Annotated in this window: 12 protein-coding genes; 10 read left to right on the top strand and 2 right to left on the bottom strand. The window is 62.9% G+C overall.

Annotation, left to right across the window (positions count from 1 at the left end; genetic code table 11):
* The 4 genes from EOD07_RS03440 to EOD07_RS03425 all read left to right on the top strand — a co-directional run.
* Positions 1-176: pyrroline-5-carboxylate reductase dimerization domain-containing protein (locus tag EOD07_RS03440; RefSeq protein WP_281059036.1), on the top strand; the 176-nt coding region annotated here is incomplete at its 5' end.
* 410 nt (positions 177-586) lie between these two features.
* A complete protein-coding gene (locus EOD07_RS03435) occupies positions 587-1,993 on the top strand; it encodes a PTS transporter subunit IIC (protein WP_040988129.1) in 1,407 nt (468 codons plus the stop codon).
* Between the two features lie 83 nt (positions 1,994-2,076).
* The gene (locus EOD07_RS03430; RefSeq protein WP_040988127.1) at positions 2,077-2,538 is read left to right on the top strand and encodes a PTS sugar transporter subunit IIA; all 462 of its coding nucleotides are present in this window, start codon (positions 2,077-2,079) and stop codon (positions 2,536-2,538) included.
* A 13-nt stretch (positions 2,539-2,551) separates the two neighbouring features.
* A complete protein-coding gene (locus tag EOD07_RS03425; protein WP_127233966.1) occupies positions 2,552-2,839 on the top strand; it encodes a PTS sugar transporter subunit IIB in 288 nt (95 codons plus the stop codon).
* Positions 2,840-2,905: 66 nt separating this feature from the next.
* On the opposite strand, the gene EOD07_RS03420 is transcribed toward EOD07_RS03425, so the two are convergent.
* Positions 2,906-4,246 (bottom strand): NAD(P)H-dependent oxidoreductase, encoded by a 1,341-nt coding sequence (locus EOD07_RS03420; protein ID WP_127233965.1) that lies wholly within the window; start codon positions 4,244-4,246, stop codon positions 2,906-2,908.
* A 473-nt stretch (positions 4,247-4,719) separates the two neighbouring features.
* Between EOD07_RS03420 and EOD07_RS03415 the strand changes: the two genes are divergently transcribed.
* The 4 genes from EOD07_RS03415 to EOD07_RS03400 are packed head-to-tail and all read left to right on the top strand — an operon-like array spanning position 4,720 to position 10,217.
* A complete protein-coding gene (locus tag EOD07_RS03415) occupies positions 4,720-6,108 on the top strand; it encodes a TolC family protein (RefSeq protein ID WP_245469812.1) in 1,389 nt (462 codons plus the stop codon).
* 40 nt (positions 6,109-6,148) lie between these two features.
* Positions 6,149-8,281 (top strand): type I secretion system permease/ATPase, encoded by a 2,133-nt coding sequence (locus EOD07_RS03410; protein WP_127233963.1) that lies wholly within the window; start codon positions 6,149-6,151, stop codon positions 8,279-8,281.
* Between the two features lie 15 nt (positions 8,282-8,296).
* Positions 8,297-9,586 (top strand): HlyD family type I secretion periplasmic adaptor subunit, encoded by a 1,290-nt coding sequence (locus EOD07_RS03405; protein WP_127233962.1) that lies wholly within the window; start codon positions 8,297-8,299, stop codon positions 9,584-9,586.
* Positions 9,576-10,217, top strand: coding sequence for a ribbon-helix-helix domain-containing protein (locus tag EOD07_RS03400; RefSeq protein WP_127233961.1), 642 nt, complete (start codon positions 9,576-9,578; stop codon positions 10,215-10,217). The genes EOD07_RS03405 and EOD07_RS03400 overlap by 11 nt, the downstream gene beginning before the upstream one ends.
* Before the next feature lie 352 nt (positions 10,218-10,569).
* Here EOD07_RS03400 and EOD07_RS03395 read toward each other — a convergent pair whose 3' ends face one another.
* Positions 10,570-11,493 carry a transglutaminase-like cysteine peptidase gene (locus EOD07_RS03395; RefSeq protein ID WP_348627729.1) on the bottom strand — a complete coding sequence of 308 codons (924 nt, stop codon included), beginning with the start codon at positions 11,491-11,493 and terminating at the stop codon, positions 10,570-10,572.
* Positions 11,494-11,843: 350 nt separating this feature from the next.
* Between EOD07_RS03395 and EOD07_RS39025 the strand changes: the two genes are divergently transcribed.
* Positions 11,844-16,031, top strand: a complete 4,188-nt coding sequence (locus EOD07_RS39025) for an Ig-like domain-containing protein (RefSeq protein ID WP_127233959.1) — start codon at positions 11,844-11,846, stop codon at positions 16,029-16,031.
* 72 nt (positions 16,032-16,103) lie between these two features.
* On the top strand, positions 16,104-16,472 hold the full coding sequence (locus EOD07_RS03385; RefSeq protein WP_040989379.1) for a hypothetical protein: 369 nt from the start codon (positions 16,104-16,106) through the stop codon (positions 16,470-16,472).
* Positions 16,473-16,549 lie beyond the last annotated feature (77 nt).

The raw sequence follows: 16,549 nt of genomic DNA, 5'->3' as shown, positions 1-16,549 counted from the left end.
CTTCGCTGGCCGCGGAAGCGGACGAGGAGCCGGGCGTGCTGCGCCAGCAGGTGACAAGTCCCAACGGCACCACCGCCGCCGCGCTCGGCGTGCTGATGGGCGGCGACCGCCTGACCAAGCTGGTCACCGAGGCCGTGGAAGCGGCGCGGCTGCGGTCGATAGAGCTCGGCAAGTAGCGCCCAACCAATCCGACAAACAGCCCAGCCCGGCATGCGCCAAATCCGTCGGATCGACGACTGGCATGCCGGCTAAGAGCAATTCCAGGAAAGTGTGAGCGGTTTTCCGTCTGGAATTGCGTAGAAACCAAGAGATAGGGCGTTTCGCCGTTTCCGTGAAACGGTGAAACGCCCGATTTCCCCAAACAATCGGTGGGTTTCCCTTTGGCCCAAGGATTGCCGATTGACTTTGGCATAGGCCACCCAGATAAAACTTTCGTTCGCTGACAAAAGCAAATGTTCATTCGTCCGACTGAACATGCCTGCCTCGTCGGCGAGTGGGGAGTGCCTCCGCCGGAAAGGCCGAGGCGTCATTGAATTGCGGGCATCATCACGCTTCGGGCCGAAGCCGATGTCCCTGGGGAGGTAGAATGGACACCATACTTGCAGGCTTAAAAGGCGCCATCGACACGCTCGGCGCCACCGTGCTCTTGCCGATCGTCATTTTCATCATCGCCGTGGTCCTTGGAGCCAAGGTCAGCAAGGCTTTCCGCGCCGCCATCACCATCGGCGTCGCCTTCATCGGCATCAACCTCGTGCTCGGCCTGATGTTCACCTCGATCGGCGACGTCGCCAAGGCGATCGTCACCAACACCGGCATCCATCGCGACATCATCGATGTCGGCTGGCCGTCCGCCGCCGCGATCGCCTTCGGCTCGTCCGTCGGCCTCTGGGTCATTCCGGTCGGCATCCTGGTCAACATCGCGCTCCTGCTGACGCGCATGACACGCACGCTCAATGTCGACGTCTGGAATTTCTGGCACTTCGCCTTCGTCGGCTCGCTGGTGGTCGCCGCCACCAACAACCTGGCTTACGGCATCATCATTGCCGCGCTTGTCGCGGCACTTGCCCTGCTCTTCGCCGACTGGTCGGCGCGCGCGGTGCAGCAGTTCTACGGCGTGCCCGGCATTTCGGTGCCGCATCTCGCCTCGGCGCAGATCCTGCCGATCGCCATCGTCCTCAACTGGATCATGGACCGCATCCCGGGGATCAACCGCATCAACATCAGCACCGAGACCATCGAGCGCCGCTTCGGCGTCTTCGGCGAGCCGGTGATACTCGGGCTGATCATCGGCCTGGTGCTCGGCCTCATCGCCTTCTACAACGCCGGCGACCTCGGCACCGTGCTGGCCAAGGTGCTCGGCACCGGCATGACGCTGGCGGCCGTGATGCTGCTCCTGCCGCGCATGGTGAAGATCCTGATGGAAGGCCTGCTCCCGGTTTCGGACGCCGCGCAGGAATTCGTGCGCAAGCGCACCGGCGACCGCGAACTGCTGGTCGGGCTCGACTCCGCCATCCTGATCGGCCATCCGGCGGCGATCTCGTCGTCGCTGATCCTGGTGCCGATCGCGATCATCCTGTCGATCATCCTGCCAGGCAACCGCGTCATCCTGTTCGCCGACCTTGCCGTCATCCCCTTCATCGTCGCGATGACCGCGCCGCTGGTCAGGGGCAATGTCTTCCGCATGGTGGTGATCGGCACGGTGACGCTCGCCGTCGGCTTCTACGTCGCCAACGCTCTGGCGCCGCTGTTCACGAGCGCGGCCGTCGCTTCCGGCTTCAAGCTGCCGGCGGATGCGCTGCAGATCACCTCGGTGGTCGACGGCTTCCTCTGGGTTCCCTATGTGATCATCGAAGCGATCCAGGGGCTGGGCGTGATCGGCATCGTCGTCATCGCGGCGATCATCGCGGCGCTGTTCCTGTTCTACCGCCGCAACCCGCTCGGCTGGGAACGCGCCGCCGGCGCCGAGGACGAGCCGGCCGAAGGCGCGGCCTGAGCCGGCCAGGCCTGACCTGACACGACCGTGCTCCCCGAAACCGATATTGCGGGGCGCACGGTCCGCATCGCATGGAGTAGCCCTTGTCGAATGGCCTGATCCAACTGCTGGACCCCGAGGCGGTCGTCCTCGGCTCCGATGCCTCGACCAACGAGGAGATCATCCGCATCCTGGCCTCCAGGCTGGAGGCGCTGGGCTACGTCAAGAGCAGCTACGCCGACGCCGTCGTGCGGCGCGAGATGACGATACCGACAGGCCTGCCGCTGGAGCGCGCCGACAATGTCGCCGTTCCGCATACCGACCCCGAACATGTGCTGAAACCGGGCGTCGCGATGGGCACACTCAAGCGGCCCGTCCCCTTCGCCAATATGGAAGATCCCGACGAGAAGCTGCCGGTGGGTTTCGTCTTCCTGCTTGCCATCAACGACAAGGACAAGCAGATTGACACGCTGCAGACCGTCATGGCCACCATCCAGAACTCCGCGGCGCTGGATGGCTTGAGGACGGCCAGGACCTTCGAGGACGTCCGCGCCATTCTCGGCTGACAAAGGAAAGAACATGTCCAGACAGAAAACCATTCTTTTTGCCTGCGGCACGGGTGTCGCGACCTCGACGGCGGTCAACGCAGCGGTGACGGAAGCGATGAAGAAGCGCGGCCTGACCTTTCATGCGCAGCAGGCCAAGGCCACGGAAGTGCCCGGATTGGCCGACAGCGTCGACTTCATCGTCTCCACCACGCCGATCTCGGCATCCGTGAAAAAGCCCGTGATCAAGGGGCTCGCCTTCCTCACCGGCATCGGCAAGGACAAGGCGCTGGACGAAATCGAGGCGGAGCTGCGCAAATAGAGCAATTCCAGGAAAAGTGTGAGCGGTTTTCCGTCCGGAATTGCCTAGAAACAAAGAGATAGCGGTTCAGCCCGACAGGGCTGGCGAGCCGATCTTCGCTCCGTAGAGCATGTCGTCCTGCAGCCGGCGCAGGGCGTAGAGCCTCGTTGACCGGTCCGGCGCGGCATTGTCCTCGGTCAGCAACTCGCCCTTCTTCACCGGCTTCAGCACCTTACCGCCTTCGAGCAAGCCGACCGGCACGGCGCGGCTCGTCCGCGCATCGGCGATCGTCATGGTCCAGGAGCGGTAGCAGGTCTCGCCGATGGCATCGAAGGTCTCGCCGGCGGCGAGATCACGCTTGGCGACCGCGCAGACTTCCGCCACCGGCCTCGGCAGAGGCACCATGTCGGGCTTGCCATGGAGCATGATGCGGGCGGCGGTGAGCGGCACCTCCAGCGAGGTCAGGTGATAGGGTCGGAACAGGCCGTAATAAGGGCCCTTGCCGACATGCAGATCGTCCATGCGCTCGACGACGCGCGGGTGCATCGCCTCGACGATGACGAAGACGCCCGGCGCCACCCCCTTGCCGATCGTGTAGTCGACGACGCCTTTCCTCGACAGGAGGCCGCCATCCTCTTTCGGGATCAGCACCCTGGCCAGTTGATCGCGATCAGCCTTGGGACCGTGCATGCCGGGAACATCCGGGACCAGGCCGGTGGCATTGGCGATGGCGCACATCTCGACCATGGTCTTCGAGCCGTCGACGAACTCGACCAGCATGCGCGGGTTCATGTTGCGTCGGGCAGCCTCCTCCCGATAATCGTCCGGAACGGCGTCATGGTTGAGCGGATTGTTCTTGCCCTTGCCGGCAGCGACGATGCTCAGCCCGAGCGCCGAGGCGAATTCGATCAGCTCCATGCAGCTCGAAGGTTCGTCGCCGGCGCCGACGGAGTAGATAACCCCCAACCGGTCGGCCTGCTGTTTCAGGTAGCAGCCGATGGTCACGTCGGCCTCGACATTCATCATCACCAGATGCTTGCCATGCTCCATGGCCATCAAGTCGAAATCGGCGGCGACCCCCGGCTTGCCGGTGGCGTCGATGACGACGTCGATCAGCGGGTTGGTGACCAGCATCTCGTTCGAGGTGATGGCGATCCTGCCGGCTTCGATCGCCTGGGTGACCTTGGAAGCGGTTTCGGCCTCTACCGCCGTCGCCTCGTCGCCATAGGCGATGCGGATCGCCTCGCGGGCGGTGTGCGGGCGCCGCGTGGAAATGGCCGTGATCGAAATGCCCGGCATCAGCATGCCCTGCGTCACCAGATCGGTCCCCATCTCGCCGGAGCCGATGACGCCGATGCGCACCGGCCTGTCCTCGGCGGCGCGGCGGGCGAGATCGCGGGCAAGTCCGGTCAAGGCGATATTGGTCATGCAAGAAAACTCACGGCTTTTTTGCTCCGACCCGCAATACAGGGAACGATCCGCGTTTGCCAATCAAACCAGCCCGACATGGCGATTTCTTGCGAATGCTTTGCAAGGCCGCAGCAGATTTCGCGGGAGCTCGTGCATGGCAGCCGCACGATTCGCCGTTTCTTTCAGACCGTTAACCATTGCAGCGCGCTTTGAACTGGAAAAGCCCAGACGGACGCACTCGGTTTCTGTGCCATTTTTGCTACAGGTTTTGGCCCTAATGCCCGGAATTGCAATTTTAAGGGGTGTCTAATCCATTATATGCTCACAACCGCGAAAAATCTGATAGATACTGGTCGAAAGCTCCGGTGGCAGGCTTGGGCAAATAAGCGCCAATAAAAAAACAATGGCGCGGGGATAGTCACGGGGTAGAAATGACCAGGACGGGTAAAGTGACCGTCGGCTGGAGCCTTGCGCTCGCCGTCACGGTGTCGATGCTGGCTTGTGGAAGCGCCAGCGCACTCACACTCAAAGAAGCCGTTGCCGTCGCAGTGGAATCCAATCCGGAGATTGGACAGGCGATCGAAAACCGCGAAGCGATCGAATTCGAGCTGCGCCAGGCGAAAGGCCTTTATCTTCCCAGCGTCGATCTGGAAGCGTCGACCGGCGTTCGCCGCCTGGACAATGATACGAGGCGCGCGCTCGACGAGGATCACAAAGCCCTCTATCCCAACGAGGCCGACCTCACCGTCTCGCAGACGCTTTATGACAGCGGCGCAAGGCGGGCGGAACTGAACCGCCAGGCCTCGCGGGTCGATGGAGCATCCTTCCGGGTTCTGGAACGGTCCGAATTCATCGGGCTCGCGGTGGTCCAGGACTATCTTGAATACATGCTGCAGGCCTCGATCGTGGCCGAAGCCAAGAAGAACCTTGGCTTCCATCAGTCCATCCTCGGCGACATCAAGCAAGGCATTGCGGGCGGCGCGCTCAACGAGGCCGACCGGCAGCAGGCCGAGGAACGCCTTTTTGCCGCCAAGGCGCGGATGCAGGAGGCAACCGAAGAACTCGAGGCGGCCAAGATCCGCTTCTTCAAGAATGTCGGCAAGCCGCTGACCAACGCGTCGCGGCCGGCCGATGTCTCGGCCGCCCTGCCGCGGTCGCTGGACGATGCGATCGGGCTCGCCAGGCAGAACAATCCGCGCGTCCATATGGCCAACAGCGATATCGACGCCGCCGCTTCGCTCGTCGATGCGGCGCGGGCGAAATACGGCCCCACGATCACCGCCGAGGGCGTCGCCCGGGGCGGCTATGACATCGATGGCGACAATGGCGATGCGAGCGACCTGCAGGCGCGGGTGGTGCTGCGCTGGAACCTCTATCGCGGCGGCATCGACAAGGCCAACGAACAGGAACAGATCCGCCGCACCAGCGAGCAGCGTCTTGCGATGCACCAGGTGCTACGCGAGATCGAGGAAGCCGTGCGCACCTCATGGGACCGCCGCTTCCGCCAGGCGGAACTGGCAAAGACACTGCGCCAGCAGGCAGCCACCAACGAAAAGCTCGTCGCTTCCTATCGCGAGCAGTTCAAGGTCGGACAGCGCTCACTGCTTGACGTGCTCGATGCCCAGAACACGCGCTTCAACACCGCGACACTGGCCGACACGTCGTCCTACGCATCGCTGTTTGCCCAGTACCGGCTGCTGGCCGCAACCGGGGAATTGCTGAAGACGCTCAACATCCAGCCGGCCAAGCAGTCCGCGGCCTACGCCCGTGAGGAATTCGGTGTGCCGGCTACGGCCGATACCGAGACTTATGCGCGCACGCCGTCGGAGCAGAAGAACGATCTGCCGTTCGACATCCTCGCGCCGGTCAGGAAAAAGTAGCTAATGTAAGCATCGATCCCTCAGTCCTTCGGGGCGGATCGTGAACCAGCAACCTCATATCCTGTCGCCCAAGGAGGCTTTCAAAGCCTGCTTCTGCGCCGTTGCGGCCTATCTCGGCCGGCCGAGCGCGGAAACAGTGTTGTTTGCAGGCGTGCCAATTTCGGAGACCCGCATCGAACCGGAGGAAATCCGCCATCTGGCCGAACGCATCGGCCTGGAGGCCCAGGATTTCAGCCATCGCGATTTCCTGCGCGGCCGCTTCGACCTTCCGGCGATCGTCTTCCGCGTCAGCCAGTTGCCGGTCGCTCTCCTGGCGGAAATCGAGGGCGGGCAATATCTTACGGCGCCGCAGGAGAACGGCCGCACCACGATCGACAGGGCGGAACTCGCCGAAAACTATATCAGCGGCGGCACGTCCTTCTCGATCACCTATGCCAACCAGGCCGAGGAGATGACGGTCGGCACCGCCGCGCGGATCGAAAGGCGCCACTGGCTGACCGGCACCATGGGGGCGTTCTGGCGCACCTATTCCAAGGTGGTGCTGTCGGCGGTCTTCATCAATCTCTTGGCGATCGCCTCGCCGATCTTCACCATGAACGTCTACGACCGCATCCTGCCGAACAAGGCGATCTCGACGCTTTGGGTGCTGGCGCTCGGCATCGGCGCGGCGATCCTGTTCGACCTGCTGCTGAAGACGGCCAGGGCATCGCTGATCGACTATGCCGGCCGCAAGGCGGACCTGCGAATCTCCTATCTGCTGTTCGAGAAAGTGCTGAATTCCTCGCTTTCGGCGCGGCCCGGGTCGACGGGCGAATATGCAAACCGGGTCACGCAATACGAGTTCGTGCGCGAGTTCTTCACCTCGAACACGATCAGCGTCTTCATCGACACGATCTTCGTCTTCGTCTTCCTGGCCGTGATCTACGCCATCGGCGGCTGGCTGGTGATCATACCGGCGCTGGCCTTCGTCATTTCGGTCATCGTCGGGCTGGTCACGCAGCGGCGCATCGGCAAGCGGGTCGCCGCCTCGATGAACGAAGCCTCCCAGCGCCAGGCCCTTCTGGTCGAATCCATTTCCACGCTTGAGACGATCAAGTCGCTGCGCGCCGAAGCCTATCTCCTGCGCAAATGGGGCGAGCATTCGAAGAACGCGGCCAACACGTCGGAGAAGATCAAGGAGCTCTCGGCGGCGGCCGGCAACATCACCGGCGCCATCCAGCAATTCGTCACTGTCGCCCTGGTGGTTGCCGGCGCCTATGCGTTCTCGGAAGGCCAGGTCTCGACCGGCGCCATCATCGGCACCGTGATGCTCGCCGGCCGCGCCGTGGCGCCGCTCGGCCAGATCGCCATCACGCTTGCCCGGTTCCGGCAGGCGATGCTGTCGCTCAGGATCATCAACACGATCATGTCGCAGCCGGAGGATCGCCCCGACACGGTCGGCTTCGTCAACCGGCCGATCCGCAGCGGCGCGCTCGTCTTCAGGAATGTCGGCTTTGCCTATCCGGGCACGGAAAACGAGGTTCTGAGCGGGCTCAACATCGCGGTCCGGCCCGGCGAGCGGGTCGGCATCATCGGCCGCATCGGCTCCGGCAAGACCACGATGGGCCGGCTGATCGGCCGGCTCTTCCTGCCGACGTCGGGGGAGCTGCTCATCGACGGCATCGACATCCGCCAATACCACCCCTCGGAGGTCCGCGCCGCGGTCGGCATCGTCGCGCAGGCCGGCGACCTGTTTTCAGGAACCATCAAGGAGAACCTCCTGATGGCGGCGCCGGAAGCGACCGACGAGGAGATCATCGATGCGGCGAAAGCCGCCGGCGTCGACGACTTCGTCTCGCGGCATCCGCGCGGCTACGACATGAATGTCGGCGAGCGGGGCACCAATCTGTCGGGCGGGCAAAGGCAGTCGGTGGCGATCGCGCGGCTGCTTTTGACCAAGCCGAAGATCGTCTTCCTGGACGAGCCGTCGGGGTCGATGGACCTCGCTTCGGAACGGCAGTTGATCAAGCAGCTCAAGGTGGCGTTCGACCGCGACACGACGCTGATCGTGTCGACCCATCGCTACAGCATGCTGGAGCTTGCCGACCGCCTCATCGTCATCGACCAGGGCCGCGTCGTCGCCGACGGGCCGAAGGAACAAGTCATCCAGGCACTGCAGAAGGGCAGTGCCTGACCGGAACGTATAGACATGCTTGCAAGGGAAGACCGGCCACCTCTATTCGCCTCGGCCTCCGTCTACATCATCGGAGCGCTGTTCGTGTGCTTCACGGCATGGGCATCCTTTGCCGAGGTGGACGAGATCGCGCGCGGCGAAGGCAAGGTGATACCCGCCTCGAAGACGCAGATCATCCAGGCCAGCGAGGCCGGCGTGGTGCAGGAGATCGCCGTCCAGATCGGCCAGACCGTCAAGAAGAACGATCTCATCATCCGTCTCGACAATTCGGGCAACACGTCGAGCCTTGGCGAGGAGCAGGCCAAGGCGCGGGCGCTGCAGGCGCGCATCGCCCGGCTGCAGTTCGAGCAGAGCGGCAATGTCGAAGGGTCGTTCCCCTGCCCCGCGGAAATCCAGAAGGTCGCGCCGGAGATCTGCGACAACGAGCAAAAGCTGCTCGTCGCGCGCCGCGACAATTTCGAGGTCAAGCTGTCGGTTCTCAAATCGCGGCTCGACCAGCGCGAGAAGGAGCTGGACGAGGCCACCGCCAATGCCGATCGCCTGTCCAAGAGCCTGGCCGTCAGCGACCAGGAGACGGCGCTCGTCGAATCCATGGTGAAGAAGGGCCTGATGGCCAAGACTGAGCAGATCCGGGTCGAGCGGGAGCAGACGGACCTGCACGGCCAGCTCAACCTGGCCGGCGAGACCATCAAGAAGAGCAAGGCCGCGATCACCGAGGCGCAGCTTCAGGTGAACGAACTGGGCCTGCAATTGCAGCAGGAGGCATTGAGCGACCTGACGCAGGCGCTCGCCGATCTTTCCGTGGTCGACGAGACCATCCGCGGCGCCACCGACAAGGTGGCGCGCACCGACATCCGCTCGCCGGTCGACGGCATCGTCAACACGCTCGACGTCAACACGCTCGGCGCCTTCGTGCAGCCGGGCGCGGTGGTGGCCGGCATCGTGCCGACCTCCGAGACGCTGCTGGTGGAGGCCCGGGTTTCGCCGCGCGACGTCGCCTTCATCCAGCCGGACCAGGAGGCGCTCATCAAGGTCACGGCCTATGATTTCTCGATCTTCGGCGGCATCGAGGGCAAGGTCTCCAACATCACCGCCGACAGCCTCGTCGACCAGAAGACGGGCGAGCCGTACTACCAGGTGCGGGTTGCCACCGAGAAGTCGACGCTGACACGGAACGGCAAGACCTATTCGATCATTCCCGGCATGATCTGCTCGGTCGACATCAAGACCGGACGCAAGACGATCCTCAACTATCTTTTGAAGCCCATCAACAAGGCGCGTCAGGAGGCGATGAGTGAACGATAGCGCCATCCGCCCGGACACTCCGCGCGAACGGCTGCTGCCGGCCCTCGCGGCCGAGGATTTCGGCCCGGAATTCCGCGTCGTGGCGCGCGGCGGCGTGCGTCGCGGCATCCGGCTGGAGCGCGCCTTCTGGGTGTCGCTGAAGCAGATGGCCGAAAGCCGCAAATGCACGATCGGCATGCTGGTCGAGGAGATCGCCGAACATCATCCCGACCAGGGCAACCTCACCTCGGCGATCCGGGTCGCCTGCATGCGCGGCCTCGCCGAGGAGAGCATGGAACTGCGCAAGCTCGCGTCGATCCGCACGATCAACGCGATCCTGGTCGCCTGCCCCTCGCCCGCATTCGCGCTGTCGTCGTCGAAGAAGATCCTGGCGTTCAACACGCCGTTCCAGCAACTGGTCAGGCGTCAGTTGCCGAGCGCGCCCGGCGAAGATGGGCGGCAGGATTTGAAGCTGGCGCTCGACCTCAACGTTCCCGATATCTTCGCCCGGCTCGACGCCAACAGCGAAACTCCCGTCACCAGCGGTTTCGTCATCGGTGCCGGCGAGCGCCGCTACCGCGGCCAGCTCAGCGCCGTGCGCGCGCCGGTCACCGAGCCGGAACTGCTGATGGCCTTCGTCTTCAACGGGTAGTTCCTCAACACAGAACTTTACCGACCAGTTAGTGGGTTGGCAGATCTCCGGCCTTGGATTGGCCGAGACGCCTATCGCGATCGTCATCCACGGGCGGAGCAAGGAGCGAAGCGCTTCGCTCCTTGCTCCGCCCTGGAATGACGAGGTTCGAGAGGCTTCAGCTCATCGCCAGCGTTTGCGCTGACTTATCCAGCGGACGTTGATAGCCTCGCCCGGCAAGCCTGCAATCTTTCAAAATCACTGTGTTGAGTAACTGGACGATTGGGGGAAAGCGCATCGTGGTTTCGTTCGCTGAGCTTGCGCGACAACAAGCAGATGGGCAGTTTCCGCGGAAACGTCTAGCCGCCCCAGCCTACTGCCTCGGGCTCGAAGCCACCGACGGTTCCGGCGATCCTTCGCCCGGAGCGACCGTCGCGAAGCCGCCGGCGATGTCGGCCATTTGCGCGCCGGACTTCGACCCGTGGATCCAGGCGCGATCGGTGCTGAAGGAATAGAGCGGAACATAGTCGGGCAGATCGCTGTCACGCATGACGGCGTTGCCGAGGCTGTCGAGGATGAAGGCGCCGCTTCCGGTGCTTACCGACAGGACGGCATGGAAGAACTTGCGGCGGCGGTCCTGGAGCACCACCAGCGACATGCTCTGCGCCGGGATGCCGGCCCTGAGCAGCGCCGCCATCTTCAATATGGCGAAATCCTCGCAATCGCCGGCGCGATGCTCGAGGATTTCCGAGGGCTTCGCCCAATAGTCGAGCTTGCCGTAGACGACGCTGTCCTTGCGATAGGCGATCAGGCGGTTGATGCTTGAGTTGACGAAGGACAGCTTCTCGCGAAAACCCTTGCCGGCGGCGATGTCGACGATCTCGGCGAAAGCCGGGCTCTCGTGGTCGCAGGGGCTGCCGGCGGTGCAATCGACGATGGCCCTGTAGACGGGAGCCCAGCGCGCCGCGACGGGAAAGTTGCGCATCGACAAGGCGACGGAGCCGAAGACACCGGGAATGATCGCGGCGGTCTGGATCGGGTCGATGCCGGGATCGGTCGCGGCGGCCGAACGCGTTTCAACCTCGTGGGACACCGTGTATCCCGTCGAGACGTCGTCGATCCGGTAGGCCGCGGCCGGCTGCCAGGGCTGCATCCGGGCCAGCGAAACGCCGCCGAGGCTCGCCGGCGCAAGCACCTTTTGCAGGGCCGGATTCACCCCTGAATCCACGCCGGCGGACGATGGATTTGCCTGAACGGCAAGGCCGATCGCCAGCAAGAGAACCCTGATCCCCGTCATCCCCGGGGCTGCTTTTTGTATTTTCATAACGCCCACCTTTGACTGTGGACGCTACCAATCTTGTCTCAAATTATCGGAAAGGAAGGTGGGTAAATTTCCGCGAATCACTCTATTCTATTTTCCATCAATTTTTATTCAAATTTATACTTTCATTTACCAAACCAACGTGCCGCACCGAAGCGGATCCGGCATTCCTTAAGATCATGCATAACTGGATATATCATCGCGATTTACCAAGTGTAAAAAATGCGATTCTCTACATATTCCAGTATATGAAATAGATTGAAGGTCTGTTGCAAAGTCCGGGCCTGACATGTCTCTTTCCGGGAAATGCCGGAGGGGCTTTAGCTATGACGACCAATATCGAATTCGACGCCGTTTCAAATTCCTGGGACGAGCACACGGGCACCGCTGAAAATCATATCTCGACGGGTGTCGAGGTCGCGCAGGCGACCACCGGCCAGGCGGCGAGCGAGCCGGTGCCGGTCGATGTCGGCAGCGGCGCGCCGGCGCAGGGCGCGGCCAATGCGCCGGCCGCGAACCAGCCGGCAGCCGATGCGAATGCCCCTGCTAACGCTGCGGCTTCCAATGCCGCCCAAGGAAACGCACCGGCCGCAAACGCGCCGGCGGCGAATGCCGCGGCTGCGAACGTTCCGCATGAATATCACGCCGAAGCCGGCAATGTGGTGAAGCTCCCGGCCAATGTCTCGATCGACAACATCAAGGTCGACGGCCACAATCTGGTGCTTCAGCAGCCCGACGGTTCCGAGATCGTCATCAAGGACGGCGCGCTCAACGTGCCGACCTTCATCCTGGGCGATGTCGAGGTGCCGCGCGTGGCGCTGATCGCGGCGCTCGAGGCCAGCCATGTCGATGTCGCCTTCGGCGCCGACGGCTCGATCTCGGCCGGCGGCAACGGCTCGCCGAGCAGCGCGGGCGGCAATTTCGAACAGCCTGCCGGCGGCATCGGCGACGGCTTTGGCCTCACCGCCCTGCTGCCGCCCACGGACCTGGCGTTCGGGCAGCCGGAACATCGCGAGCTGTTCCCCGGGTTGCTGCCCGATTCCACGCCGACGATCGGCGATTTGACCCCTGAGACCAGCGGCGGCGACACCATCGTCAACGAGAAGGGCCTTGAGACTGCCGGGGCGACGGGGTCGGGAGAGGCGGGCACCAACGCTGGGGTGGACGACGACGCCTCCGAACACAACACCGGCAGCTTCACCATCACCTCGCCGGACGGCATCGGCTCGGTGACCATCAACAACCAGGTGATCTCGGGCGCAGCCCTTGCCAACAGCGCATCGACGCCGATCAACATCACGACACCGCTCGGCAACACGCTGACCATCAACGGCTACGATGCCGCGACCGGCCAGGTGAGCTACACCTACACGCTGGAGCACAGCGCGCAGCACCCGGCCGGCGACGGCACCAACTCCACCTACGACGACATGACGGTGACGGTCACCGACAGCGACGGCGACGTCTCGCTTCCCGGCACGCTCTCGGTCCAGATCATCGACGACGTGCCGACGGCGAACGCGGATATCGGGAACGTGCCGGCCGGCAGCCATGCCGCGATCAACGGCGATGTGTTCGTGAACGACGTGTTTGGCGCCGACGGCAAGGATGCCGCAAGCGGTGTCGTGGGCGTGGCCAAGGGCGACACCAACGCGAGTCTGGTCAGCGCGGCGACGGTCGGAACGGCAATCCAGGGTCAGTACGGCGTGTTGACGCTACATGCCGACGGGTCCTACACCTATGACCGCGGCGCGAACACCCCCGGCGGCGTCAACGATGTCTTCACTTACACCATCAAGGATGGCGACGGCGACCTGGCGCACACCACGCTAACCGTCAACATCGGCGACGGCACACCGACCATCGGCGGCTTGACACCCGACATCCAAGGCGGCGATGCCACGGTCTACGAAGCGGGCCTTGCAGCACGCAATGGCGAACCGGCCGGCTCGGGCGAACTCGCCGCCAGCGGCGGCAACGGTAACCTCGACCCTAGCGAGGCCGCAAACGGGACTTTCACCATCACCTCGCCGGACGGCATCAAGACGCTGACCATCAACGGCACGGATATCTCAGCCGCGGACCTGGCCAACAGCGCCAATGTGCATGTTGACGTGAGCACGCCGGACGGCAACACGCTGACCATCATCGGCTTCGACGCCAACACTGGCGCGGTGAGCTACACCTACACTCTCCTCGACAACGAGACCCATCCGAACACCGGCACGGACTCCACCTACGACAGCATGGACGTCAAGGTCACCGACCTCGACGGCAGCGTTTCTGATCCGGCGACACTTTCGATTCAGATCGTCGACGACACGCCGGTGGCGGCGAGCGACGGCGTGCTTGCCACCCACGCGGAGAACGTGACGGGCCTGACCATCGGCACGGTCGCGGGCATCCTGAGCAACGACCATTACGGCGCGGACGGCCCGGCGGCCTCGGGCTCGCTGGTGATCGGCGCCGGCGACCATGGCGGCACGGTGACGATCGTCAACGGCAACCTGGTCTACACCAACACCACGCTCAACGTGGCCAACGGGACGACGGTCGACGAGACCTTCACCTACACCATCAAGGATGGCGACGGCGACACCACCACGGCGACCTTCAAGGTGACGCTGACCGACACCGGGGTGACGATGGGCGCGGCGCCGGCGAACCTGATCGCCGATGAGGACGACATCGTCGGCGCCGGCGGCAATGCCGGCGGGCCGAATGACGTGGTCTCTCCCGTGCTGTCGGGACATATCGCCTACACGCTCGGCGCCGATCACATCGGCAGCGTTGCGCTGTCGGCCGGCCCGACGGGCCTGACGACACTGGCCGGGCAGACCGTCGACACGGTCTGGAACGGCAGCCAGCTGATCGGCTACGTGCACAACACGGACCCGAGCGTGGCCGCCAACCAGGTGTTCACCATCGCGGTGACGAACGTCACCGACAGCGGCGCCGACTACACCATGACGCTGCTGCAGCCGGTCCAGCACACGGTCAGCGGCACCGAGGACACCACAATCCCGTTCACCGTCACCGCGACGGTCACCGACGCCGACGGCTCCACCGGAACCACCAACTTCACCGTCGCCATCAATGACGACACGCCGGTGCTAGGAGCCTTCGACCACGCTTTCATCGTTGCGCAAGACAACCAAGTCGCCAATGGCACCTACGATGTTAGCTTTGGCGCTGATGGCAACGGCGGCATGTCGGTCGGGGTCTATAACGGCGACGTCGGAGCTACAGGCTATCACCTAACTACGAGTTCACTCGGTGGCGGCGTCACGCAGGTGAATGTTACGGGGAACGGCGACAATTACACATTCTATTATCAAACGCACGCCGTGAGCGGCGGAGTCGAACTTGATGCATTCTTCACCAATACCAGTGGGACATTGAGCAACTCGTTCTTCACGCTGCTCGTCAACCCGGATGGAACCTACACGTTCGACTTGGATAATGTCGGCTTCCTGCAGCAAACGACGCTCAACGGGTCTCTTTTCGGGTCAACTGGCGGCGGCCAGCCGTCGCTCACATCACCAGACGGTCAGCTCACGATCACGGGCGATGTGAACGGCGTCGCAACTGACGTCAAGGGATCCGCCAACGGCTTTGCGGTCGGTGACACCGGACTGTCAATGGATCCACATGAGAACCTGCATCTGACCTTTACCCAAGAGCAGACGGATGTCCGTTTCAATCTGACACAATGGCAAGGTAACGGTACCGCAGATGTTATCTTTAAAGTCTTTGACGGCGCGACGGACCTTCATGATTTCAGTATCAATATCCCGAAGTCGTCTGGCTATTCCATAGAGGTGGCACAGACATCGAATGCAGCGCTCTTCAATACGTATCATTTTGACAGCGCAACCTCCACTTACACGCTGTATGTCGCAACAACGTTCAATCAAGTCCAAGTGTCTTATGACCATGCTGTAACCGGGAACGCAACGTTCACCGTCAACAACATCACATATAACCAGGAAACGACGATTCCGAGCACCGATCTGCAGTTCACGGTGACCGCGACCGACGGCGACGGAGACACCTCTTCGAATTCGCTTTACGTCGATCTTCTGGGCGGTTCAAACACCTCGACAGGTATGACCGTGAATGGCACTTCCGCAGACGACGTGCTGGTCGGCGGTTCGGGCAACGATCTCCTGATCGGCGGTTTGGGCCACGACACGATGACGGGCGGCGCAGGCGCCGACACGTTCAAGCTCGACCATCTCGACATCAAGGATCTGATCACTGACTTCAGCGGGATCGGCGGCCAGGGCGACAAGATCGACTTGACGGCGCTGTTCCAAACCGGAGGTGGCAGCATCACTGACTTCGTGAAATATGATGCCAACACAGGCGCGCTTAGTGTCGACGCTAATGGAGCCACCGGCGGTGCCAACTTTGTGGAGGTCGCGACTCTGCAGAACCATCCGGCAGTCAACACGATCAACATCCTTTACGATGATGGAATACACACGCAACCGCAATCGGGGCATGTATAGGCGTGGCGTAAGGCCACGCTTCCATGCTATGCATTAGTGAACCGTGAATTCGCAATTCGAAGAGGGGCTTACATGAGACATTCCGCAAGATTGCTGGCTTCGGCCGCGGCGCTGCTCTTGGCCGGGTCGACGGGCTTCGCCGCCGACATCATCGGCGAGCCGGCGGTGAATTATTGCCGCACCGTCGGCACTTCGGACCTGGTGCTGACCGACAACATGGTGGAGCTCAAGGACCATGTGGTGAAGCTGATGGACGAATCGGTCGCCGTCGCCAACAGCCCGGAATGGATCAACTCGTCGCGTCCTGCCTTCGTCTGGGCCTCGGAAGCCAAGGTCGCCTGCGGCATGGCCTATGGCTACCTCAAGACGAACTACAAGGACGAAGACACGCTCAACAAATGCGAATGCTTCCACGACCGCATGGTCGAGTATATGCACTGAGCTGACGGGGCACCGGCTGGCTGCGATGGTAGCCGACGGCAAACCGGCGAAGGCGATCGCGCTGGACCGTTTCACCG

Source organism: Mesorhizobium sp. M2C.T.Ca.TU.002.02.1.1 (assembly GCF_003997225.1).
This window is presented reverse-complemented; position numbering and strand designations above follow the sequence as displayed.

Coding starts and splice junctions, on each gene's coding strand:
- EOD07_RS03435 (WP_040988129.1), top strand. CDS start 587: ATGGACACCATACTTGCAGGCTTAAAAGGCGCCATCGACACGCTCGGC.
- EOD07_RS03425 (WP_127233966.1), top strand. CDS start 2,552: ATGTCCAGACAGAAAACCATTCTTTTTGCCTGCGGCACGGGTGTCGCG.
- EOD07_RS03420 (WP_127233965.1), bottom strand. CDS start 4,246: ATGACCAATATCGCCTTGACCGGACTTGCCCGCGATCTCGCCCGCCGC.
- EOD07_RS03415 (WP_245469812.1), top strand. CDS start 4,720: ATGCTGGCTTGTGGAAGCGCCAGCGCACTCACACTCAAAGAAGCCGTT.
- EOD07_RS03405 (WP_127233962.1), top strand. CDS start 8,297: ATGCTTGCAAGGGAAGACCGGCCACCTCTATTCGCCTCGGCCTCCGTC.
- EOD07_RS03395 (WP_348627729.1), bottom strand. CDS start 11,493: ATGACGGGGATCAGGGTTCTCTTGCTGGCGATCGGCCTTGCCGTTCAG.
- EOD07_RS39025 (WP_127233959.1), top strand. CDS start 11,844: ATGACGACCAATATCGAATTCGACGCCGTTTCAAATTCCTGGGACGAG.
- EOD07_RS03385 (WP_040989379.1), top strand. CDS start 16,104: ATGAGACATTCCGCAAGATTGCTGGCTTCGGCCGCGGCGCTGCTCTTG.